General features: G+C 25.8%; 20 protein-coding genes and 1 other annotated feature. Of the genes, 4 read left to right on the top strand and 16 right to left on the bottom strand.

Annotation, left to right across the window (positions count from 1 at the left end):
* Nucleotides 1-26 precede the first annotated feature (26 nt).
* The 4 genes from ACUN06_RS06210 to ACUN06_RS06195 all read right to left on the bottom strand — a co-directional run bounded on the left by ACUN06_RS06210 (nt 27) and on the right by ACUN06_RS06195 (nt 6,253).
* Nucleotides 27-254 (bottom strand): DUF3892 domain-containing protein, encoded by a 228-nt coding sequence (locus ACUN06_RS06210; protein ID WP_291732860.1) that lies wholly within the window; start codon nt 252-254, stop codon nt 27-29.
* Between the two features lie 202 nt (nt 255-456).
* Entirely contained in the window at nt 457-3,099 is a 2,643-nt protein-coding gene (locus ACUN06_RS06205; RefSeq protein ID WP_449390223.1) for a valine--tRNA ligase, read from the bottom strand.
* A 239-nt stretch (nt 3,100-3,338) separates the two neighbouring features.
* Nucleotides 3,339-3,581, bottom strand: a binding site (T-box leader).
* Nucleotides 3,582-3,706: 125 nt separating this feature from the next.
* Nucleotides 3,707-5,950: an ATP-dependent Clp protease ATP-binding subunit ClpA gene (clpA, locus tag ACUN06_RS06200; RefSeq protein WP_294367175.1), complete on the bottom strand. Its 2,244-nt coding sequence runs from the start codon at nt 5,948-5,950 to the stop codon at nt 3,707-3,709.
* Nucleotides 5,951-5,953: 3 nt separating this feature from the next.
* On the bottom strand, nt 5,954-6,253 hold the full coding sequence (locus ACUN06_RS06195; RefSeq protein ID WP_291735680.1) for an ATP-dependent Clp protease adaptor ClpS: 300 nt from the start codon (nt 6,251-6,253) through the stop codon (nt 5,954-5,956).
* 339 nt (nt 6,254-6,592) lie between these two features.
* Here ACUN06_RS06195 and ACUN06_RS06190 point away from each other — a divergent pair, with 339 nt between their 5' ends.
* Nucleotides 6,593-7,087 carry a hypothetical protein gene (locus ACUN06_RS06190; protein WP_294161016.1) on the top strand — a complete coding sequence of 165 codons (495 nt, stop codon included), beginning with the start codon at nt 6,593-6,595 and terminating at the stop codon, nt 7,085-7,087.
* A 72-nt stretch (nt 7,088-7,159) separates the two neighbouring features.
* Here ACUN06_RS06190 and hypE read toward each other — a convergent pair whose 3' ends face one another.
* The 6 genes from hypE to ACUN06_RS06160 form a co-directional block, all read right to left on the bottom strand.
* Nucleotides 7,160-8,173 carry a hydrogenase expression/formation protein HypE gene (hypE, locus tag ACUN06_RS06185; protein ID WP_449390222.1) on the bottom strand — a complete coding sequence of 338 codons (1,014 nt, stop codon included), beginning with the start codon at nt 8,171-8,173 and terminating at the stop codon, nt 7,160-7,162.
* Between the two features lie 22 nt (nt 8,174-8,195).
* Nucleotides 8,196-9,275 carry a hydrogenase formation protein HypD gene (hypD, locus tag ACUN06_RS06180; protein ID WP_291735752.1) on the bottom strand — a complete coding sequence of 360 codons (1,080 nt, stop codon included), beginning with the start codon at nt 9,273-9,275 and terminating at the stop codon, nt 8,196-8,198.
* Nucleotides 9,262-9,507 carry a HypC/HybG/HupF family hydrogenase formation chaperone gene (locus ACUN06_RS06175; protein WP_291735756.1) on the bottom strand — a complete coding sequence of 82 codons (246 nt, stop codon included), beginning with the start codon at nt 9,505-9,507 and terminating at the stop codon, nt 9,262-9,264. Before ACUN06_RS06175 ends, hypD begins: the two co-directional genes overlap by 14 nt.
* Nucleotides 9,508-9,520: 13 nt before the next feature.
* Nucleotides 9,521-11,800: a carbamoyltransferase HypF gene (hypF, locus tag ACUN06_RS06170; protein WP_331891582.1), complete on the bottom strand. Its 2,280-nt coding sequence runs from the start codon at nt 11,798-11,800 to the stop codon at nt 9,521-9,523.
* 200 nt (nt 11,801-12,000) lie between these two features.
* Nucleotides 12,001-12,954 (bottom strand): carbohydrate kinase family protein, encoded by a 954-nt coding sequence (locus tag ACUN06_RS06165; protein WP_294367165.1) that lies wholly within the window; start codon nt 12,952-12,954, stop codon nt 12,001-12,003.
* A 121-nt stretch (nt 12,955-13,075) separates the two neighbouring features.
* Nucleotides 13,076-17,365, bottom strand: coding sequence for an acyl-CoA dehydratase activase-related protein (locus tag ACUN06_RS06160; protein WP_449390221.1), 4,290 nt, complete (start codon nt 17,363-17,365; stop codon nt 13,076-13,078).
* Nucleotides 17,366-17,587: 222 nt separating this feature from the next.
* On the opposite strand from ACUN06_RS06160, the gene ACUN06_RS06155 reads away from it, so the two are divergent.
* Nucleotides 17,588-17,944, top strand: a complete 357-nt coding sequence (locus ACUN06_RS06155; protein WP_291733142.1) for a tetratricopeptide repeat protein — start codon at nt 17,588-17,590, stop codon at nt 17,942-17,944.
* Nucleotides 17,945-17,953: 9 nt separating this feature from the next.
* Here the strand turns inward: ACUN06_RS06155 and ACUN06_RS06150 are convergent, their stop codons facing one another.
* The 3 genes from ACUN06_RS06150 to ACUN06_RS06140 are packed head-to-tail and all read right to left on the bottom strand — an operon-like array spanning nt 17,954 to nt 20,918.
* The gene (locus ACUN06_RS06150) at nt 17,954-19,009 is read right to left on the bottom strand and encodes a transglutaminase-like domain-containing protein (protein ID WP_449390220.1); all 1,056 of its coding nucleotides are present in this window, start codon (nt 19,007-19,009) and stop codon (nt 17,954-17,956) included.
* A gap of 18 nt (nt 19,010-19,027) precedes the next feature.
* Nucleotides 19,028-19,663: a recombination regulator RecX gene (gene recX / locus ACUN06_RS06145; protein ID WP_302542644.1), complete on the bottom strand. Its 636-nt coding sequence runs from the start codon at nt 19,661-19,663 to the stop codon at nt 19,028-19,030.
* Between the two features lie 13 nt (nt 19,664-19,676).
* On the bottom strand, nt 19,677-20,918 hold the full coding sequence (locus ACUN06_RS06140; protein WP_291733135.1) for a M16 family metallopeptidase: 1,242 nt from the start codon (nt 20,916-20,918) through the stop codon (nt 19,677-19,679).
* 194 nt (nt 20,919-21,112) lie between these two features.
* Here ACUN06_RS06140 and ACUN06_RS06135 point away from each other — a divergent pair, with 194 nt between their 5' ends.
* Together ACUN06_RS06135 and ACUN06_RS06130 are read left to right on the top strand one after the other, a co-directional pair.
* The gene (locus ACUN06_RS06135) at nt 21,113-21,799 is read left to right on the top strand and encodes a response regulator transcription factor (RefSeq protein ID WP_291733133.1); all 687 of its coding nucleotides are present in this window, start codon (nt 21,113-21,115) and stop codon (nt 21,797-21,799) included.
* Nucleotides 21,765-23,303, top strand: coding sequence for a sensor histidine kinase (locus ACUN06_RS06130; protein WP_449390219.1), 1,539 nt, complete (start codon nt 21,765-21,767; stop codon nt 23,301-23,303). Before ACUN06_RS06135 ends, ACUN06_RS06130 begins: the two co-directional genes overlap by 35 nt.
* 133 nt (nt 23,304-23,436) lie before the next feature.
* On the opposite strand, the gene ACUN06_RS06125 is transcribed toward ACUN06_RS06130, so the two are convergent.
* The 3 genes from ACUN06_RS06125 to ACUN06_RS06115 all read right to left on the bottom strand — a co-directional run bounded on the left by ACUN06_RS06125 (nt 23,437) and on the right by ACUN06_RS06115 (nt 25,626).
* A complete protein-coding gene (locus ACUN06_RS06125) occupies nt 23,437-23,844 on the bottom strand; it encodes a hypothetical protein (RefSeq protein ID WP_291733132.1) in 408 nt (135 codons plus the stop codon).
* A 31-nt stretch (nt 23,845-23,875) separates the two neighbouring features.
* On the bottom strand, nt 23,876-24,619 hold the full coding sequence (ymfI, locus tag ACUN06_RS06120; protein WP_291733151.1) for an elongation factor P 5-aminopentanone reductase: 744 nt from the start codon (nt 24,617-24,619) through the stop codon (nt 23,876-23,878).
* Nucleotides 24,620-24,693: 74 nt separating this feature from the next.
* Nucleotides 24,694-25,626, bottom strand: coding sequence for a metallophosphoesterase (locus ACUN06_RS06115; protein WP_294367154.1), 933 nt, complete (start codon nt 25,624-25,626; stop codon nt 24,694-24,696).
* Between the last annotated feature and the right edge of the window lie 143 nt (nt 25,627-25,769).

Below are 25,769 nucleotides of genomic sequence, written 5' to 3'. Positions count from 1 at the left end.
TAATTTTTTATTGTATTAATATATATTTACTCTTCTTTAGACATAGATGATAAATTATTTCCTTGTGTTCCATCAGGCTTAGTTCTTAAATATTCTTCGCCTTTTTTAGAATGAGCAATGATTACTCCATCAATTTGCCCTTTTTTAGCCATTTCAACTCCTTGTGCTTTATCTATTGTTGTGCCATTTTCTAATACATATTGTTTTATTTCACCGCTACTATCTTTAATTGTTTCAACTATTTTATTACTCATATTATTCACCTCTTAATTTTATTTTCTGCAAAGTAAATATTTTTATTCATTGTAAGTTATTTTCTTAATACTAAAATTATAATAAATAAAAATTATTACATTAAATTAAAATATAAATTAAGAATTTAGCTTAACAATTTAAAAATTAAAAGCAAGAAATAAAGTATAAAAATTTATTTCTTGCTTTTTTATTAATTATTTATTATTTTAAAGTATCTATTCTAACTAATACTGCATCAAGCATTTCTTTATATTTAACTAACTTTTCTTTTTCACCATTTATTACTGCTTCTGGAGCTTTAGATACGAATCCTTCATTAGAAAGTTTCTTTTCTATTCTTGTTACTTCACCTTCTAATTTTTTCTTTTCTTTATTTAATCTTTCTAATTCTTTTTCCTTATCAACTAAGTCTAAAAGTGGCATAAATAACTCTCCACCCTTAACTACTAATGATACTGCATTTTCAGGAACTAATGATTTATCAGTTATAAATTCAACTTCTGAAGCTGAACCTAACTTTTCCATATAAGGAATTCCAGCAGTAAATGCTTCTTTTGCTTCATCAGAAATATAGCAAATTACTTTTGCTTTTCTTGATGGTGGAACGTTCATTTCAGCTCTTACATTTCTTAATCCCTTAATAGCTTCTATAACAAATTCCATATCTTTTTCTGCTTTGCTATCTGCTAAATTTTCAAAATATTCTGGCCATGAAGAAATTGTTATAGATTCTCCATCTGTTAAAGTAGTGTATATTTCTTCTGTAATGAATGGCATTACTGGGTGTAATAATTTTAATCCTGTAGTTAATACAGTATATAATACATTATATACTACGCCTTTAGCTTTTTCATCATCACTAAAGAATACTGGCTTAACAAGTTCTATATACCAGTCACAGAATTCAGTCCACATAAAGTCATAAACTTTTTGAAGAGCAATTCCTAATTCATATTTTTCCATATTTTCAGTTACTTCTTTAACTAAAGTATTCATTTGAGATAATATCCATCTGTCAGCTAAGCTATATTCCTTACAATAAGCATACTTGTTCATTAATTCTGCATCTAAGTTCATCATAACGAATCTTGATGCATTCCACATCTTATTAGCAAAGTTTCTTGCTGCTTCAACTCTTTCTGGTATATATCTTATATCATTACCTGGAGAGTTACCAGTAACAAGCATGAATCTTAATGCATCTGCACCATATTCATCAATAACTTCTAGTGGATCAACACCATTTCCTAAAGATTTACTCATCTTTCTTCCTTGAGCATCTCTTATTATACCGTGAATTAATACTGTATCAAATGGAGTTTCTTCCATGTTGTGTATTCCTGAGAATATCATTCTAGCAACCCAGAAGAATATAATATCATATCCAGTAACTAAAACATTAGTTGGATAGAAGAAATCTAAATCTTCTGTTTTTTCAGGCCATCCTAAAGTTGAGAAAGGCCATAATGCAGATGAGAACCAAGTATCAAGTACATCTTCATCTTGTCTTAAGTTTTCAGAACCACACTTTGAACACTTACATGGTGCATCAACTTCAACCATCATATTATTACAATCATTACAATAGAATACAGGTATTCTATGCCCCCACCATAATTGTCTTGAAATACACCAATCTTGAATGTTTTCCATCCAATTGAAGTATATTTTATCAAATCTTTCTGGAACAAACTTAGTTTTTCCATTTCTAACTACATCTATTGCTGGTTTTGCTAAATCAGCCATTTTAACATACCATTGTCTTGAAACTATAGGTTCAACAACAGTTCCACATCTATCATGTGTTCCAACATTATGAGTATGTGGTTTAACTTTAACAAGTAATCCTTGCTCTTCTAATTCCTTAACCATTTGCTCTCTAGCTTCATATCTATCTAATCCTTGATATTTTCCACCTAATTCATTAATTACACCGTGGTCATCCATTACTCTTATTATTGGAAGATCATGTCTCTTACCAACTTCAAAGTCATTAGGGTCATGAGCTGGTGTTATTTTAACTGCTCCTGTACCAAATTCCATATCAACATAATCATCACCAACAACTGGTATTTCTCTATCAGTTAAAGGTAATTTTAATGTTTTACCAATAATGTGCTTAAACCTTTCATCATTTGGGTTAACTGCAACTGCAGTATCTCCTAATAATGTTTCTGGTCTTGTAGTAGCTATTTCTAAATACCCTGAACCATCAGCTAAAGGATAGTTTATGTGCCAGAAGCTACCTTCTTTTTCTTCATATTCAATTTCTGCATCTGATAATGCTGTAGTACACTTTGGACACCAGTTAGTTATTCTATTTCCTTGATATATAAGACCTTCATTATATAACTTAACAAATACAGTTCTTACTGCTTTATTTAAATTTTCATCCATTGTAAATGCTTCTCTTGAGAAATCAGCAGAAACACCCATCTTTTTAAGTTGTTCTCTTATGTGACCTCTATATTCATCAGACCATTCCCAAACCTTTTCTAGGAATGCTTCTCTTCCCATTTCCTTTTTAACTAAACCTTGTTTCAATAATTCATTTTCAACTTTAACTTCAGTTGCGATTGAAGCATGGTCTTGTCCTGGTAACCATAAAGTACAGTAACCTTGCATTCTTTTAAATCTTATTAACATATCTTGAAGTGTATTATCAAGTGCATGCCCTAAGTGAAGTCTACCAGTTATATTCGGTGGCGGCATCACTATTGAAAATGGCTTTTTAGTTTTATCAACAACAGGAGTGAAATATTTTTTTTCTTCCCATGTTTTATAAATTCTTTCTTCAAATTCTTTTGGATTATATGTTGTGGCTAAATTCTTCTTTTCTTCCATCACTAAAACCTCCTGAATAGTTTTTTATATATTTAAAGTTCTTATATAAAGACCACTTTACAAATTTAAATTTTTATAACAAATACTTTAAGACATTTATTTAAATATTAAAATTACATTTTATTTCATAAAAAATTATTACCTTAATTATAATATCCATAATTTTATTTTTAACTCTATTCCATTACTTTATATACTTATGAAATAGTATAAGCTAAAAAAAAAGAGCCTTAATCCTAAAAAAGGACGAAGACTCGTGGTACCACCTTTATTTCTAAATGATTTTTTACAATATATATATAATATTATTTAATCACTTAGATCTCAATTAAATAACGACTAGAATGCCGTCTTTGATTACTACTATTTCACCAAAGAAACTCAAAAGCTACCTTCAGGATATTCTATATAGAAGGCTTACAGCCTAGACCTTCCTCTCTTAATACGTCCTATTCCTTACTCCTCTTTATCACTGCTTTTAAATATTTATTTGTATTTATATTATGATATTTTTTTACTATTGTCAACAAATCTATAATATTTTTATTAACCATTATTATATTAAAAATATAATATACATATGAAGAAATTTTACTATACTTCCTAGTTAGCTATAAATAAATTTATCATTATTAACAGTAACAGCAACTTCCCCACCATCACTTAATTTTCCAAACAATATTTCATCTACAAACATAGGCTTAATTTCTTGATTTATAACTCTAATAATTTCCCTAGCTCCATATTCTTGTGATATTCCCTTTTTGGCAACAAAGTCAATACACTTATCATCAAAATTAACCTTAACATTTTTCTTTGATAAAATCTCATTAAATTTATCTAATTCTCTTTTTGCAATATTTAATGCCATTTCCTCATTTAAATTATTAAACACTACTATTTTATCAAGTCTATTCCTAAATTCAGGCGTAAAAAATTTTTTAATTTCTTCCTTAATAGCTTCACCCTTAATAATTCTATCTCCAAATCCAATAACTGATTTACCAATATCCTTAGCTCCTGCATTAGAAGTCATAATTAAAAGAACATTTCTAAAATCAGCCTTTCTTCCTTGATTATCACTCAATGTTGCATAATCCATTACTTGAAGCAACACATTTAATATATCTGGATGAGCTTTTTCTACTTCATCTAATAATAAAACACAATATGGATTTTTTCTTATTGTATCAGTTAATAATCCACCTTCTTCATATCCTACATAACCTGGAGGAGCCCCTATAAGCTTTGCTGCAGCATGTTTTTCTGCATATTCACTCATATCAAATCTAATAAGTTTAACCACTAAACTATCTGCTAATGTTTTTGCTACTTCTGTTTTTCCTACACCTGTTGGTCCAACAAAAAGAAGTGAACTTATAGGTTTATTTTCATTATTAAGACCAGCCCTTGAAGTTTTTATACATCTTACTATTTCATGAATAGCCATATCTTGTCCAAATATATTTTTTTCTAGATTTTCTTCTAATTCTTTTAATGAAGAAATTTCATCTTTTTCAACAGTATTTTTCGGTATATGACATATTTTTGATATAACTTCCTCTATAATTTTTTCATCAACAATTACTTCATTTGAATCTCTTCTATTCATAGAAATATATGAACCTGCTTCATCTATAATATCTATAGCTTTATCAGGTAAAAACCTATCATTTATATACTTATTACTTAGTTCTACAGCAAGCTTAATAGCATTATCACTATATTTTACATTATGATAATTTTCATAATTACTCTTTAATCCATTTAATATTTTAATAGTTTCTTCTACCGTTGTTTCTTTAACTTCAATAGTTTGAAATCTTCTAGTTAATGCTTTATCTTTTTCAAAATATTTTTTATATTCATCAAAAGTTGTTGCACCAATAAACTTAACTTTCCCACTTACTAAATAAGGCTTTAATAAATTAGATGTATCTAAAGAACCACCATCTATAGACCCAGCTCCAACAATATTATGAATTTCATCAATATAAACAATTGGATTTTCATGAGTTTGAATTTCATTTAATACCTTCTTTATTCTTTCTTCAAAGTCTCCTCTATATTTAGTGCCTGCTAATGCTGCTCCTATATCTAAAGAAAATATCTCAGCATTTTTTAATTTTTCTGGAACTTCTCCTTTATTTATAAGCCTTGCTAATCCTAACGTTATTGCAGTTTTTCCTACACCAGGTTCTCCTACATGTATAGGGTTATTTTTATTTCTTCTACATAATATTTGTATAGTTCTCTCTAAAATATCCTTTCTGCCTATTAAAGGATCACTATTATCATTTTTCACAATTTCATTTAAGTTAATAGTTAATGTCTTTAATAAAGTTCCTTTATTTTTTGTATTTTCTTCATCCATATTAATTTCTTCATCCCCTTCAGAAATTAACCCTTCTTCCATATACTCATCATCTTCATTCTCTTCATGACAAAGCTTATATAGCAAATCTCTTTTTTCTATTCCTTCTTCTTGAAGATAATATGAAGCATAACTATTTTCCAAATCATAAATGGCAGAAATTAAATGTTCCATAGTAATACTCTTTTGACTTGAAAATACGGCATGCTCACTTGCTTTTATAATAGCTTGTTGAAAACTATAACTTTCAATTGGCCCTTCTACATCTCCTTCCTCAATGTACTCACTAATATATTCATCTAACTTTTTTCTTAAATTTACAGCACTACCATTTAATTTTGATAATGCATTTATAAATCTTTCTACAAATGTAATTCCATATAATAAATGTTCAGCTGTTACAAATTCATCCTTATTACCTTTTGCTAGCTCATAACCTTTTAAAATTATATCATTAACCTCTCCTGAAATCTGCATATATTACTCCTCCTCAATTGTTATATTAAAAGGAAACCCTTCTTCTTTAGCCATACCTAAGGCAATTGCAACTTTTGTTGCAGCTATATCATATGGATATACTCCAACTATTCCTATTCCTCTTTTATGAACATCCATCATTATTTTATTTGATGTATTTAAATCTTTATTAAATACCTTTCTTAAAACTTCAACTACAAATTCCATTGTAGTAAAATCATCATTATGCATAATAACTTTATAAAGACTTGGTTTTTTCACTTTTATCTTTTCTTTGTTTATTGTTGCAATACCATTCTCCATTACTTGTTTCTCCTAATAAATTATTATTTTAATTCCTTTATAATAATTATATAAATGTTATTAATCAATATCAATATTATATAATATTACTTTAAAATTATATATTCTTTAATAAAAATAAAGATCAGAAATTAATATTCCAATCTTTATTTTTAAATATTAATAAATAATACTTACCTTTAACTTTAAATAAATTTAAAATTTTCTTAATAAACTCTAATAAAAATGCACAAATGTTAATTTTATTTAATTATATTTTATATATTTGAACGTTTTTTATATAACTTCATATTATGTATTATAACCTAATAAAACAAAAGATTATGCGGAGATGATATAATGTTAAATTCTTTTATAAATTCATTTGATTACTCTAACGAAAACTTAAGTTCCTGTCCAAATGATTTTTCATGTAATGATATTCATATTGAAGAAAGAATTCAAATTTCAATTATAACTGATTCAGATACTATTTGTGATTTATTATCCACACTAGAATGTGAAAAAATTTCATTAAACGGATATTCTTATTTAAACCTTCATGATAATTGTAACTTATTTAATTTTGTTGTAGGTAATAATGAAAAACAAACATCTAATGATGTAAGAACTGTTGAATGCTTATTAAATAAATGGTGTATTGATTATGTTTCAAGTAAAATATTAAAAATATATTTACCTTCTTATTCAAAAAATATTTTTGCTAAAATATACTGTAAATTATCTGAAAATCTAGATATATATTCTTCATACCTTGGTGAAGATAATTCTATATATATAGAAACTTCAAATAATAAAAGAGCTATTAATTGCATTAAGTCAATTTTACGTTAATAAATTAATTGTAATTTAAATAAAAAAAATGACAAATGGTAATTCATTTTACTATTTGTCATTTTAATTTAATTAGCATATCCTTACTAATAATTCTCCATCAGGCATACTTATAATTCTTTTACCTCCAAGTTCAGTTTTTAAATATAATTTATTTTTCCCATCTTGAATAGCTTGTCCTAATATAACTGAATCCTTACCGACTTTATTTTTTTTCATAATATTAAGTACTGCTTCAGCATCTTCCTTATCAACAATTACTAATAATTTGCCTTCATTTGCTACATAAAGAGGATCAAAACCTAAAATATCACACATAGCTGCTACTTCTTTCTTTACAGGAATACAGTTTTCCCTTATTTCCATACTAATATTACTATGCTCTATTATTTCATTTAATGTTGTTGCAACCCCACCTCTTGTTGGATCTCGTAAAACTTTAACTTTATCACTTACAGATAAAATATCTTTAATAAGTTTATTTAAAAGACAGCAATCACTTTTTATTTTTACATCAAACCCAAAATCATATCGCTGATTAATTATGCACATTCCATGTTCTCCAATTGTTCCACTAAGCAATATTATGTCTCCATCCTTAACCATATTTCCAGAATAATAGTGTTTTTCATCACTTATAATTCCTATTCCAGTTGTATTTATATAAATCTTATCGCAACTTCCCCTTTCTACAACTTTAGTATCTCCTGTTACTATTTTCACCCCTGCTTCCTTAGCTGTATCAGCCATTGACTTTACTATTTTTTCTAATTCACTTATTTCAAATCCCTCTTCTATTATAAATCCAACTGAAATATATATTGGTGTAGCTCCACTCATTGAAATATCATTTACTGTACCACAAATTGAAAGTTTTCCTATATCTCCTCCATTAAAAAATATTGGCTTTATAACAAACGAATCTGTAGATATAGCAATTTTATTATTTATAGCTGGTAATACAGCTGAATCATTTTTTTGATTTAATATATCATTGTCAAAATATTTATAAAATAAATTATTTATTAATTTATTAGTTGCTTTTCCCCCACTACCATGACTTAAACCTATAACTTCACTGCTCATATAATTTCCCTTCCCTTACTTATCAACAATATTTATAGTAAGCTGAACATGCTCCCTCTTCTGATACCATACATGCTCCTATTGGTGTTAGTGGGGTACATACAGTTCCAAACAATTTACATTCCCTTGGTTCCTTCAACCCAATTAATACTTCTCCACAAGAACACCCTTTATTATCATTTTCTTTTAAAAAACTAATATTAAATTTACTTAAACTATCAAATTCCTTATATTTTTCTTTTATTTCTAATCCTGCATTATTTACTTTTCCAAGTCCTCTCCAATAACTTTCACATTCATTAAAAACCTCATATATTATATTAATTGCATTTATATTTCCTTCTTTTTTTACAAACCTACTATATAAATTAACTAATTCATTTTCACATTTATTTTTCATTTCAACAATTTTACATATGGATGCTAAAATATCATTTATTTCAAATCCTGTTATAACCATTGGAATCTTATATTTTAAAGCTAAGTTTTTAAATTGCTCCTCTCCAATTATAGTAGCTACATGACCTGGACATAAAAATGCATCTACTTTTAAATTTGGATTTAAAACTAAACTTTCCATTGCTTGTGGCATAGTTTTTAAACTATTTAAAATAGAAAAATTTCTTATCTTTTTACTTTGTGCTATCTCTATACTTAATGCAATAATTGGTGCTGTTGTTTCAAATCCAATTGCTAAAAAAACAACCTCTTTATTAGGATTATCTTCTGCTATTTTTATACTATCTAAAGGTGAATAAACAACTCTTATATCTTTTCCCAAAGCTTTTTCCTTATTTAAAGTACTATCCTTACCTGGAACTTTCATTAAATCTCCAAAGGTTGTAATAATTATATTTTTTCTGTTAGTTAATTCAATAGCAGTGTCAATATACCCTTGTGATGTAACACATACAGGACATCCTGGCCCATTTATTAATTTTATATTATTAGGAAGCAAGCTTTTTATTCCACTTTTCAATATAACATTAGTATGTGTTCCACAAACCTCCATAATAGAAATTTTTTCACTTTTTTCATTTTTTATTTTATTTATTAAATTCATTGAAAGCTTACTATCTTTAAAACCATTAAGCATTTCCATTGTTTTTACACTCCTTAATTGCTTCACTAAGTTCTTTAAATATTTTTAAGGTTTCAATTGCATAATCTTCATCTATTTTTTGAATTGCACATCCTGCATGAACTAATACATAATCTCCTATTTTAGGTTCATTAATAAATGTAATATTAACATTCATTTTTACCCCACCATAATTTACAATTGCTTCATCATCATTTATAAAATCTATTTTTGCTGGTACTGCTATGCACATACAATTTCTCCTTTCAAATAAACATTTCATTAGCAATTACTAATTGCCCTAAACTAATTCCACTATCATTACAGGGAATAATTTTATTAGTATATACATTAAATCCGCTCTCTTCTAATTTTTTAACTGTTTTTTCTAATAATATTTTATTTTGAAATACTCCACCACTTAATGCTACAACATTTATATTACTTATTTTTCTTATTTTTTTTGCCATATCATTAGTTATTTCAACTATAGTATTATGAAACTTTGCACTTATGATATCATTACTAATCTTTAATCTTATATCATCAATAATTTCTCTTATAAAATCATTTAATTTTATAATTAATATATTTTCTTCATTGCTTATATTATATTTATAAAAATCATTTATTTTTTCATTGCTTATATTTTCTAAATTAATAGCAGCTTCACCCTCAAATGAAACTTCTTGTATTAATCCTAATAAAGCAGAAACTCCATCAAATAATCTTCCTATGCTTGATGTTTCTGGTGAATTAATATTTTTATCTATCATTTTTTTTATTATATTAATTTTATTACTATTAATATGTTTAGGAACATATTCAATATATTTATCTTTATATACTTTATATAGTAATGAAATTGCTATTTTCCATGGATTTTTAATAGCACTTTCCCCTCCTGGCAACTTAAAATATTCTAAATGTCCAATTCTTTTATATATTTTTTTATTGCATACAAAAAATTCTCCACCCCATATTTTTTTATCATCTCCATACCCAGTTCCATCATAAGCAATTCCAATAACCTTTTCATCAATTTTATTTTCAACCATACAACTTACAATATGACTATGATGATGTTGTGTTTCTATATATTTAATACAATAATGTAAGTTAAGATCTTCTTCAAGGTTTAATTGTTTATAAACAAATCCAGGATGTTTGTCATAAACTATAACTTTTGGTTTAACTTTATATATTTCTAAATAATGTTTAATTACCTTTTGAAAATTATTTATAGTTTCCTTATTTTCTATATCTCCTATATATTCACTTATAAAAATATCAGTACCATTACTAATACTTATTGTATTTTTTAATTGAGATCCTAATGCTAAAATTTCAATTTCACTTTTCATTAAAATACTATTAGGTGCATAACCTCTCCCTGGCCTTATCAATCTTTCATTTTTTAAAATATATCTAGTTACTGAATCATCTATATTAATATAAATTTCTCTATTATGTAAAAGAAAATATTCTGCAATATTCCTTAATTTTCTTAAAGCTTCATCATTTTTATAAATTATAGGTTCTCCACTCATATTAGCACTAGTCATTACTAAAACATCTAAATCATTATTAAAAATTAAATAATGCAATGGAGTATATGGAAGCATAACACCTATCATCTTATTATTAGGTGCTAAATTTTCTGGTAAACTGTAATTTTTTTTCTTTCTTAAAAGAATAATAGGTCTTTTATTACTTAATAGTATCTTCTCTTCTTCTTCACTTAAATCACAATATTTTCTTACAGTTTCTATATCCTTCATCATTACAGCTAATGGTTTACTAGGCCTCTGCTTTCTCTCCCTTAATAATCTTATACTTTTTTCATTTTTAGCATCACAAGATAAATTAAATCCTCCTAATCCTTTAATTGCTATTATTTCACCTTTCTTAAGAAATTTGGCTGTTTCTTTCAAACAATCACTATAATTTAATAATTCTCCATTTTTATTTTTCAAAAATACCTTAGGACCACAATTTGGGCATGCATTAGGTTGAGCATGAAACCTTCTATTACTTGGATTATCATATTCAGCTTTACAAGCTTCACACATTTCAAACTCATTCATTGTTGTTGAAACTCTATCATAAGGTAATTTTTTTATTATTGTAAATCTTGGTCCACAACATGTACAATTAGTGAATGGATACCTGTATCTCTTACTTTTTTCATCAAAAATCTCCTCTTTACACTTATCACAAATAGAATAATCTGGTGAAATATATGTTGTTGGATTTAAATTATTTTCAGTAAACTTTATATCAAATTTTACATATTTTTTATTCACATTTTTATTCCTTATTCGTATTTCATTTATTCTTGCTAATTCCGGAGGATTTTCTCTTAATTCTATAATAAATTCATTAATATTATCCTTTTCTCCTTGAATATCTATAAAAACTCCATTGCTATTATTATTAACATGTCCCGTTAAATTATTTTTTGATGCTAAATTATAAACAAAAGGCCTAAATCCAACCCCTTGCACAATTCCATAAATCTCAATAATTTTTCTTATCTTGCCCATGTTTATACTCCTAGCTTTTATAATTCTCAATTAAATTATATCACTGTTTTTTCTATTTTTTCAATTTTAATACAGTTATAATTCAAAAAAAAATGGAGCTGTCGCACTAAAACTTTTATACACAATATATTGTTTTAAAAAATAAAAATTAATACAATATATTGTAGGATTTATTCTTAATGCGACATCTCCATTTAAAATTAATTTTTTTCAACCCATTTATTATTTTTAACAAAATTTTCAACTGAGTTATGACACATATCTGGATTAATAGTTTCCTCATGAGTTATTGTTATTATAGACATAGCCATTGCATACTTTAATGTATCTTTAATACTTAAATTATTCATGTATCCATATCCAATTCCTGCAACAAATGAATCACCAGCTCCAGTAACATTTTTTACATCAATTTTATCGCAACATGCAAGAGTGCCTTCTTCTCCATCTTTTGTAATATAATATATTCCATCTGCATCTAAGCTTATAAATACATTTTCTACTCCTTGCTCAATAAAAAATCTTCCCGCTCTTCTTAAATCCTCATTACCTTTAATTTTAAAACCACATAATGCTTCTGTTTCAAATCTATTAGGTTTTATTGTATGGAAATACTTTATTAAATGACGTATTTTCTTCGCCTTCTTAGCTGATACTGGATCTAATATAAAATTACTTTTACATTCATATTTCTTTAAAATATACTCTAATAATTCTGGATTATCTGAATCTACAATTGTATATTTTGCATTTTCAAATATATTGTCTTTTTCATCTATAAAGTTTTTATCCATTTTATTTAAACTTTCCATATCAACTACAGCTGATTCCATTTCACCTTGATGATTTAAAATTGCCATATATGTAGGTGTGCTTTCATTTTTTAGGAATAATGAATTTTCCATATTATATCCTAATCTCTTAGAATGTTCAAAAATGCTCTTTCCATTTTCATCATCACCTAAAATTGAAATAAATTCTGTTTTTACTCCTACCCTAGCAAGGTTTTCTGAAATATTTCTACAAACCCCACCAAAAGATATTTTTATATGACCTGGTATAGAGTCCCTTTGTGCATAACTTCTCCCACAAAAACCAAAAATGTCTACAATCGAGGCCCCTAAAACTAATACATAAGGATTATTATCATTCATATTATCTCTCCTGCCATTAAATTTACGTTAAAATATAAATACATTATAGTAAAGAGATTAAAAAAAATAAAGAGAAAATAAAAAAAATGTCGTTTTTTTTATTTTCCCCATCTTTTTTTAGTTAAATATTGTTTGTTCTTAATGTATTTATATCTATTTTTACTTCTTTTCTATAGTTGTAATCTTGTTGTGGAACTTTTAAATTTTTAAATGCAACTGACATCATAAGCTTTATTCTATTTAACTGATTAACTTCTGAAGCACCTGGATCATAATCTACTGCAACTATATTTGCAAGTGGATATTTAGACTTTAATGCTTTAATCATTCCTTTTCCAGTAATATGGTTAGGTAAACAAGCAAATGGTTGTATACAAACAATATTATTTACATCACTTTCTATTAATTCTACCATTTCTCCTGTTAATAACCATCCTTCTCCTGTTTGGTTGCCTAATGATACAACATTAGCAGCTTTTTTTGCTAAATTATTTATAGAGCTTGGATATCCAAATCTTTCACTATTTTGCAACTCTTTTATTACTACTTTTCTATATGATTCTATATAAGATATTGCAATATCACATCCTGTTTTAACTATACTACTTCCTGATAAATATCTATTTTTAAATTTTGAATTATAACAGCAATATAAAAAGAAATCTAATAATTCTGGTACAACAACCTCAGCACCTTCTTTTTCTAAAACATCTACAATATTATTATTTGCTGTTGGATGATATTTAACTAATATTTCTCCAACAATTCCAACCTTAGGTTTAACTTCATCATTTATTTCTAAAGTATCAAATACTTTAACTATTTCTTTAACTAATTTATTCATTTCATTCTTATTGCCGTTTTCTACATTTTTAAATGCCTTTTCCCTATAATATTCATATAATTTATTTGCAGATCCTTTTACAGTTTCATAAGGTCTTACTCTATAAAGAACTCTAATGAATAAATCACCATAAATTACTCCCATCATAAGTTTCTTTATAAGTCTATAGGAAATTTTAAATCCAGGTTGCCTTTCCATACCTAATACATTTAAAGAAATTATAGGCACATTAGGAAATCCAGCTTCTCTTAATCCCTTCTTTAAAAATCCTACATAATTTGTAGCCCTACAACCTCCACCTGTTTGACTTATTATTAATGCTGTTTTATTTGGGTCATATTTACCACTTTTCAATGCATTAATCATTTGCCCAATAACCAATATAGATGGATAACATGCGTCATTATTTACATATTTAATCCCTTCTTCTATTGCTTCTTTATCATTTGCAGGTAATACATCAATATTATATCCACTTGCTCTTGCTGCCTTTTCTATAAATTGAAAATGTATAGGTGACATTTGTGGTGCAAGAATAGTCCAATCCTTTTTCATTTCCTTAGTAAATAAATTTTTATTATAGCTATTATCTATATTTTTTAATTTTACATTATTTTTTTCTCTTTCTTCCATTGCAGACTTAAGAGATCTTATTCTTATTTTTACAGCCCCTAAATTGCTACCTTCATCTATTTTTATTAGGGTATACATTTTGCCGCGACTTGCCAATATTTCTGCTACTTGATCACTTGTAACTGCATCTAATCCACATCCAAAGGAAGTTAATTGTATTAATTCTAAGTCAGTTCTCTCTTTTACAAATGCTGCTGCTCTATATAACCTTGTATGATACATCCATTGATCAACAACCCTTATTGGTCTTTCTAAATTTCCTAAATGAGCAACACTATCTTCAGTAAGAACAGCCATATTAAATGAAGTTATAATATCTGTTAACCCATGATTGATTTCTGGATCAATATGATAAGGCCTACCACTTAAAACAATTCCTTTCATTTTATGCTCTTCTATATATTTTAATGTTTCTTCCCCTTTTTTTCTTATATCACTTACTACATTTTCTCTTTCATTAAAAGCTGCATCTAAAGCTTCTATTATTTCTTTTTTGGTTACATTAAATTCTTCAAATATTTCATAAAGTCTCTTATATAATTTCTCCTTATTGTGTAATGATAAAAAAGGTGAAAGGTATTTAATATTTTTTTCTTTTAAATCATCTATATTATTTTTTATAACATCAGGATAAGAAGTTACCATTGGACAATTATAATGATTGTTAGCACCTGAATCTTCTTTATATTCATATGGTACACATGGATAAAAAATAATTTTTAATCCCTTATTAATTAAATACATTATATGACCATGACTTATTTTTGCTGGATAACATGCAGATTCAGAAGGTATAGTTTCTATTCCTAGTTTAAATATTCCTTTATTAGATATTGGAGATAATACAACTTTAAACTTCAATTTTGTTAAAAATGTAAACCAAAATGGATAATTTTCATACATATTTAAAACTCTAGGAATACCAATTTCACCTCTTATAGCTTCTTCTTTACTTAGAGGTTTATAAGAAAAAATCCTTTTTAACTTATATTTATATAAGTTAGGCACATTTTTCTTTTTTGCAATTTCCCCCAACGGCCTTTCACATCTATTACCTGTAATATACTTTTCAGTTTCACTAAACTTATTAATTGTCAATAAGCAATTATTACCACATATTCCACATCTCTCACAGCTTGTTTCTATCGTAAAGTCATTAATCTTATCCCTTGTAATTATAGTTGAAATTTCATTTTCCTTATGATTTTCTTTACTTATAAGAGCTGCTCCATAAGCTCCCATAAGCCCAGCTATTTCTGGTCTAACTACATTTATTCCAGTTATCTTTTCAAAACTTCTTAATATACCATCATTATAAAAAGTACCACCTTGTACAATTATGTTTTTACCTAATTCATCAAAATTTCTTATTTTTATTACCTTATATAAGGCATTTTTAATTACTGAATACGAAAGTCCTGCTGATATATCAGAAACACTAACTCCTTCTTTTTGTACTTGTTTAACTTTTGAATTCATAAATACTGTACATCTTGAACCTAAATCAACTGGCCTTTTTGAACTAATAGCTAATTTAGCAAATTCATCTATAGAAATTCCAAGTGATTTACTAAATCCTTCAATAAATGAACCACATCCTGATGAACAAGCTTCATTTAATAAAATGTTATTGATAACTCCATCTTTAATCATTAAGGCTTTCATATCTTGTCCACCTATATCCAAAATAAACTCTACATTAGGCATAAACTCCTTTGCCCCCCTAAAGTGGCAAATAGTTTCTATTTCTCCAATATCTATACCTAATGCAGCCTTAATTAATCCTTCTCCATAACCAGTAACTGCTGCTTTTGCTATTCTTGTATCTTTATTTATTAATATATATAATTCTTTTAATATTTCTAAAGTTTTATTTAGTGGACTTCCTTCATTATTATTATAACTAGAATATAAAAGTTCACCATTTTGCCCTAAAACTACAGCTTTCGTTGTAGTTGAACCTACATCTATACCTAAAAATATATTCCCCTTATATGTTTTTAAATCGCTCTTAGGCACAACACTTGAATCATGCCTCTTTTTAAAATCAAAATACTCCTTATCATTTTTAAATAATGGTTCTAAAAAATTATCTTCTATTTCTTTTTCACTAATTGAATTTAATTTTTTAATAAGTTCCTTAGAACTAATTATTTCATTATTTTCAGATAAAATTGCAGCTCCTAATGCAACATAAATTTCTGAATTTTCCGGAACAAAATACTCCCCTTCCTTTAAATTTAGTGTTTTAATAAATCTTTCTCTTAAGCTATCAAGAAAATGAAGCGGTCCACCTAAAAATGTAACCTTTCCTCTAATTGGCTTACCACAAGCTAATCCACTAATTGTTTGATCTACTACTGCTTGAAATATTGATACTGCAATGTCACTTTTCTTTGCCCCTTCATTAATTAATGGTTGAATATCAGTTTTTGCAAAAACACCACATCGTGAAGCTATTGGATAAATATTTTCAGCATCTCTTGCTAATATATTTAATCCTTGTGCATCAGTATTTAATAAGATAGCCATTTGATCAATAAAAGCACCTGTTCCACCAGCACATGTTCCATTCATTCTTTGATCTATTCCACCTTTTAAATATGTTATCTTAGCATCTTCTCCACCTAATTCAATAACAACATCAGTTTTATTTATAAATTCCTCTACTGCCCTAGTACAAGCTATAACCTCTTGTTGAAAATCACATTGTAACCATTGTGCAACCCCTATTCCACCTGAACCAGTAACAGTAATCTTCAAATCAAAATTTCCAATTTTCTTAAAACACTCTTCTAATGAATCTATCAAAGTATTTTTTATATTAGAAAAATGTCTTCTATAGTCATTATAAATTACTTTATTATAACTATCTAATGCTACAACTTTAATTGTAGTTGATCCTACATCTATTCCTAATTTATAATACCCCATTTTATACCACTCTTTCCAAAATATAATCACTTAAATTATATCACACTTGGATATTTTTTCCACATGCCTTTTTTACATTTTTATCAATTATATAGTTATTAATTTTTTTGATAAGTAATAAATTGTATTATATTAAATCATTCTAAATTTAATACTTTTTGAATAATATTACTTCGTAAAGACAATAATTAAAATATATTAATAAGTACTTAGGAGGTTGCTATGAGTTACTTTAATGATGGAAATAAATATTACAATAATAAAGATTATTCTAAAGCACTAGAAAATTATATAGAGTCCATTGATATAGGTGAAAATGAAAGTTGTGCTTATTATAATGCAGGTGTTTGCTACATTAAACTTAAAGATTTTAACAGTGCAATAGATATGTTAAAAAAAGCTTTAGATATTCAAAAAGAAAGTAAATATTATTTTAATTTAGCATACTGTTATGCAATGCTTGAAAATATAAATAAAGCTTTAATTTATTTCAATAGAGCATGGGCATTAGATGCTTCCGATAAAGATTGTGAAAAAGCAATTAATCTATTAATTTCAAAAAATAAAAAAGCGCTTTAAAAAGCGCTTTTACCATTCTCCTGCAATACTATCAGTTATGTGGTCTTCATAAAAATTTTTACTATTGAAATAATCTCCAGATAAATAAAAAGTTGTATCTACTGGAATCCAATTATCAATTTCACTTATATAAACTTCATTCCATGCATGTGGTCCATATTTTTCACCATCATAAGCCGTACCTGTTAATAATCTTACCTTTAAATTTACAGCCCTAGCCATAGCAACATAAAGACAAGAATAATCAAAACAAATACCACTTCTTTTTTTAAATGCTGAAATAGCTCCACTATCTTCAACTTTTTCATTATTTAATGCTTTTTCTGCTCTATCATAATCATATTCTATATTGCTTCCAATCCATGAATATAATATTCTCGACTTATCCATGTCATTACTTACATTTTTAGTTAATTCTTTTGCATATTCATCGATTTCATCTGTAGATTTTATACCTTCTTCTAACGTAACACCATTATAATAAATAATTATTTTATTAGCTGGTAAAAAGTTTTCAACAACTTCATCTGTTAAAGTATTATTACCTTTTTCTACTATTGAAGATACTTGGTTATATATTTTATTTTCTTTAAAAAACTCAAATGAATTATAAGCGCCTAGAATATTATTATACATACTAATTATAAAAAAAAGTATTAATACTACTGAAAATCCTTTTATTGTTCCCAAAATCAAAGATAATAATGTCATTAATATAGTATTTTCTTTATTAATATTTTTAAAAATTGATACTATAATTTTCTTTAATATCTTATATACACATATCTGAATTACAAAAAAAAGTACCACAAATAAAGCTATTTTACTTATATCATTATAAATTCCTGTTAAATTTAAATAATTTGTTGATATATTAGTAATTTTTTTTAGTATTATATTAATTCTTAAATTCATTATTACTATAGTAATAAGTATAGATATATAATAAAGTGTCTTTTTTAAATAATAAGAGATATTTCTATTACTTAATGTTCCCTTAACATTAAATAAAGCTATTAATAAAATTATTAAAAAACATATAGCATAAGAGAGTATTTCATTCATTAAGACTACCCCTTTTAATTAGAAATCTTCTGATTTAACTATAGATTTTACAACATCTTTAATTAAATCATAATCATACCCCTTCCCCATTAAAAATCTATATAACTTTTGCATTAGTTTATATTCATCAGCTTCTCTTTTGCTAATAACTTTATATTTTTTTAATGCCATTTCATATGCTGCATTTTTTAATTCATTATTATCAAGTTTTTCTAATTCATTTTCAATTATATTTTCATCAATACCTTTTTGAAGTAATGTATATTTTATTTTTCTTTTTCCAGCTATTTTTGACTTATCCTTTACGTACATTGTTGCATAACTATTATCATTTAATAAATTATATTCCTTCATAAAATTTATAGTACGTTTTATTATATGGCTATCATATCCCTTTAATTCTAATCTTTCTGCTAATTCCTTTTCACTTTTATAAGTTCTTTCAATTATTTTAAGTGCAGTATTTTTACATTTAATATAATTATCTTCATCTGATAACTTTCTTAATAGTTGCACATCAACTTTATCCTTAACCTTTAAATTTTCCTTATACACAAGCTCAGCACTAATTGAAAATGCATATTCTTCATCAATATAAATATTTATACGTTCTTTATTTCTTTTGCTAATTTCCATTTTAGTTATTATATTCATAATTATTACCAATCTATGATGATTTTAGTATATGAATTGTAGGATTATTTAAAACTTTATTTGCCACCTCATAAATTTCATCGGCAGTAATATTATTTAAGTTTTCCATATCCTTTAAAAATTCAAATATATCTTCCCCTTCTAAACTTTGACTTAAAATATAACTACATAACTCTGTTGAATCTTCTAACGTAGAAATTACAGCTGTCTTATGAACTTTTTTCATTATATTTAAATCATTATCTCCAATTAAAATCTTTTTAGTCTTTATATCTCTAAATATTTCTTCTATTGCATTAGAAGCAGCTTCTATATCTTCTTCATCAACTGCTGTGTAAATATATAAAGTTTTCACATTTTTAGTTATATCTAAATGAGAATATATATCATAAGCTAATCCTCTATTTTCCCTAACTTCTCTAAATAATAATGAATTTGCACTTTCTCCTAAACGATGATTTAAAATTCTAAGTGCTAATTCATCTTCCTTATTTAAATCATAAAATGTAAATAAATAAACTATAGTGCTTAATTCAATATTTTCCTTTGTTGTTATTTTCTTTACACATTTATTTTTTTCATCTTTAATATTTAAATTTATTAATTTCTTTGCCTCCCAGTTATCAAAATGCTTTTCTATTTCTTTAATAGCCTCATCATGACTTAATGATGATACCATTGTTATTAAGGAATTATTAGGAACATAATATTTTTTATAGTATTGATAAAGTTCATTTCTATTAAATCCTTTAACATTTTTATCTAACCCTGCAACATCAAATCTTAATGCACTTTTTTCAAATGCAGCTTCATTAACTCTCTTAAAGCTAATATCTTCAATATTATCTTTACTTGATCTTATTTCAGCTAAAATTACTCCTCTTTCCTTATCTATTTCTTCCTCAGGAAATTCAGAATTAATAAGCATATCACTTAATAATTCTATTGCATTTTTTAATTCTTCCTCTAAACAACTTATAGAATAAACTGTTTGAGAATAATCTGTGAATGCATTATATTCTCCTCCTAAAGCTTCTAATTCATCATTTAACTTTTGAAATGTTCTATTTTTAGTCCCCTTAAAAATCATATGTTCTATATAATGTGAAATTCCTTTTTCTTCAAGACTTTCATTTAAGGCTCCTACTTTTATTCCTATGTTAATTGATGAGATTTGGGTATTTTTCTTTATAGTAATAACTTCTAATCCATTTTTTAGAATATGTGTTTTTACATCAAAATTTAACTTAACCATTTGTTACCTTTCCCCACCTAAATTTCTTTTTTCCTAGAATTATAATATAATATGTTTATTGCTTAATTACAACAATTTAATAATTTTGATCTCACTTTTCCCCTTTTACTTTTAAAATTACTTTAAATTCTTAGTTTATATTTATGCAATAATACTATATAATCTATTTAATAGCTGTTTTTAAAGGAGGATTTATGAATAAAACAATACTAATAATTGAAGATGAGTTAAAAATAAGATTTTTGCTAAGAGACTATTTAAAATCAGAAGGTTTCAATGTTTTAGAAGCTTCTGATGGTGATGAAGGAATATTTGTATTTAAAAATAATAAAATTGATTTAATACTTTTAGATATTATGATGCCTAAAATTGATGGTATTACGGTTTTAGAAACAATTAGAACTGTTTCAGATCTTCCTATAATTTTACTAACTGCCAAAGGCCAAGAAGAAGATAAGTTATTTGGATATGAAATGGGTGCTGATGATTATGTAACTAAACCATTTTCTCCTAAAATTTTAATAGCTAAAATTAAAGCTCTATTAAAAAGGACAACTAATAATGATTTGGACTTTAGTCCAAATCAAAACTTTAATGGATTAACTATTAACAAATTAGCTCATGAAGTAAAAATAAATGATGAACCTCTTATGCTTTCTCCAAAGGAATTTGAACTTTTAGTATATTTATCTGATAATATAGGTATTGCATTAAGTAGAGATATTATATTAGACAATGTTTGGGGTATTGATTACTATGGTGATTTAAGAACTGTTGATACCAATATAAAAAGATTACGTGAAAAATTAGCTTCTAAATCTAATTATATTATTACAGTGAGAGGAAGTGGCTATAAATTTGAAATTCCAAATGAACAATAGTATTTCAAAAAGAATTACAATAATAACCTTTGGATTAATTTCTGTTGTATTTTGTTTTACATTTTTACTTCAAACTATATTTTTTGAAGACTTTTATCTTTCAAAAAAAACAGAATCATTAATCCTAGATGTTAAAAGAATAAAAGCTTTATATTCTTATCAAGACTTTGATACCAAGACACTAACATCTGCATTAAAGAATTTTGAAGAAAAAAATAACTCAAGGGTTGCCATTTTTTCTGTTGATACCGGCTCCATAAAATATTTATCTTATTTTGATAATAATAACTTAGATGATATGAAATCTTTAACTAATTTTTGTTCTGATTTATTGTATAATACTGATTTAATTGAAGATGTATTATATAATAATAAAGTTCAAAGTACAATATTTAAAAATAAAAGTAGCAATTATAAACAAATAGGAATAATTTCACCAATTTCAATACAAAATGAAAATGATTCTATCCTTATTTCAGTTTCATCAATCCAACCAATAAAAGAAGCTTCTAGTGTAATCCGTAGTTTTTACTTTTATTTATTAATTGGATTTTTAATATTAGCTATATTTTTATCAAGAATTTATTCTAAATTAATTAGTAATCCTCTTATTAATTTAAATAATGTAGCAAAAAAAATGTCTAATTTTGATTTTGATGTGAAATGTGAAATAAATTCTGATGATGAAATTGGCAATCTTGCAAATACATTAAATTTTTTATCTTCAAACTTAGAAAATGCACTTCAAACTCTTCAAGAAAAAAATGATCAACTAGAAAGAGATATTGAAAAAGAACGTAATCTTGAAAATATGAGAAAAGATTTCGTTTCAAGCGTTAGTCATGATTTAAGAACTCCACTTGGAATTATAAGTGGTTACGCTGAAGGATTACGTGATGGAATAGTTTCTGGTAAAGATTCCTTTGTATATTTAGATACAATAATAGATGAAGCAAATAAAATGAATTTACTTATAACAAATATGCTAGATTTATCTAAACTTGAATCAGAAACAATTGGTTTGCACTTAGAATCCTTTAATATTGTAAGGTTACTTCGTGGAATGGTAAAAAAATTGTCCTTAGAGTTTAAAAATAAAGATTTACATGTTAAATTTGACTTACCTTCATATGCTTATGTTGAAGGAGATGTTATAACATTAGAACGTGTTGTTCAAAATCTTTTATCTAATACTATTAAATATACTCCTGCAGGAAATGATATTATTATTTCAGTAAAAGAAGAAGAAATCAATTATTTAATTTCAATTGAAAATAAAGGAATTAAAATTCCAGAAAAAGAATTAGAGAATGTTTTTGCCAAATTTTATAGATTAGATAAATCAGGAGATAGAACAAAAAATAGTTATGGCCTTGGTTTAGCAACTGTTCAAAGAATTTTATCACTTCATAAAAGTGAATTTTCACTTAGTAATACACAAGATGGTGTTTTATTTAAGTTTACATTAAGAAAACAAGATATATTATTTGATGAATTTGAATAATGTTTTCATATATAACAAAAGAGATGATAGTACAATTTTTAAAATCAACTATTATCTCTTTTATTATTTCATAATTTTATTCAAAAATTATGAATTACTACTTTACATTTATAAAATTTAATACTTAATTTTCTTAAACATATACAGGATCTATTTTCTTAAATATTACTTCTTTTTTTATTTCTAATGTTTCCTTGTCAATTTCTATTTTAAATATATTAGGACATCTTTCTTCACGCCACTTCTTCATATATCTTGCATTTACTTGGAAAATATAAAAATATTTCTCATCAAAATCATCTGAAAACTCTAAAAATGATAATTTACTATGTCTATCAATTTTAATATTTTCTTTTCCTATGTTATTTATTATTGGTAGCAAAAATTTTATTGGTATTTCATATTTATATGACCCTTGTATTTCCTTGCTTTCAATTAATGCTCTTTTTAAAAAACGCTCTTCTTTTTCATTTAATTCTTTAAACCATAATTTAAAAACTGGCTCATTTAATTTATTTTTATCTATTTTTATTTTTATCATTTATATCATCAACGTCACTTTCATTTGTCTATTATAAAAATCCACCATCAATTTTTATTATTTGACCTGTTAAATATGAGATATGATTTTGGCATAAAAATACTACAGTATTTGCAACTTCATCTCCATTTCCAAATCTCCCCATTGGAATTTCTTCTATTAATTTCATTTTTTCATCTTCACTTAAAAAACTATTCATTTCTGTATTAATAACTCCAGGTGCTATTGCATTTACTCTAATTCCAAAAGGTGCAACTTCCTTTGCTAATGATTTAGTAAATAAATTTAATCCTCCCTTAGTAGTTGAATAAACAACTTCACAAGATGCTCCTGTTTCTCCCCAAATAGATGAAATATTAATTATATTACCACTCCCCTTTGATATCATTGATGGTAATACTGCTTGTGATAAATACATTGGTGCTAATAAATTAATATTCATTAAATTATTTATATTTTCCCTTTTAAAGTCCATAAACAATCCAATTTCAGATTTAGCTGCATTATTTACTAATATATCTATTTTCCCAAAAGTAGTTATAACTTCATTTATTAATTCAATACAATTGCTGTAATAAGATATATCTTTTTTTATAGTTTTTGCATAGCCACCACTTTTTGTTATTTCCTTTAATGTATTATTAGCCCCAATATCATCTTTTGAATAATTTATAATAACACTTGCACCATTTAAAGCTAATTTTTTTGCAATAGCACTTCCTATTCCTCTAGATGCACCTGTTACTAATGCTACCTTTCCTGTTAAACTGTCCATTACAATCTCCTCTCTAGTTCTAACTTTATTATAATTTAAATTTTTTATCATATCAAAATAATTATAAAACTTATTTATTTTTTTCTCCTAAGTCTTTCTTCTTGTGCATACTTTAAATACTCAGCAACTTTAACAGGCCCTGCAATATCCTTTTTTGTTACCCAAAGTGAACCAGTTTCTTGTGCATCTATTATCCATTTAACAAGTTTTATTTCTCCCTTTTCTATTTCAATTGCTGTCATTGCATATGGATAAACACAACATCCATCATTAAAATATGGTGGTTCATACAAATCTGGAAATCTACTATTATGAGTATGCCCACACAATAGCATTGTACAATTATCTCTTGCCCATGATTGAAGTCTTATGTCTATTCTACTTCTTTTAGTTTTACTTTTAGCTGACCTTGTTGGATCTTTAAATCCTGCAATTCCATTTAAAAATCTCCATATATATCTTACTAAAAATCTATTTATTTTCCAAACTTCGTTATTCCAAAAGTCAACTTGATGACCATGAACAACTAAAATTTTCTCCCCTAATGGTTTATATAATAAGTTAATTCCTGTATAAAAAGTATTATTTTCAATGAATTTAATAAATTCCTTTCCATAATTAGCCCCAACTTTTCTCAATGATTTTTCTTCCTTTTTTTTATAATTAGAATATTGTTTAATAATATCATGATTTCCAGTTATACAATAAATATTACCTTTTTTATTAAACTTATTAAATAACTTAAATACATCATCATAAAAAAAAGAAATTTCATTACAGTTCTTATTTTTCCATAACTCATCTCCATCTCCAACTTCTATATAAATATAATTTTTCTCTAAATAATATTTAAGTGCAGTTATATAAATATTTCTATTTGGTAAGAGTGAGTCTGAATATGTTCCATCGCCTCTATGAACATCTGAAATAAATACTATTTTATCATTATCATCAAACTCTAATATAAATCCATTTTCATATATCTCTTTTAATTCTTTTACTGACATAATTACCTCAATTTAATTATTTATATATATTATGAATTCGAAATAACATTTGATAATTTATTGCCATTTAATTTATATATAAAAATTATCTTTATTACACAAACTATATATATATTAATATTTATAATTTCTAAATAACAAAG

It is taken from the genome of Clostridium sp. ETTB3, assembly GCF_053571985.1.
This window is presented reverse-complemented; position numbering and strand designations above follow the sequence as displayed.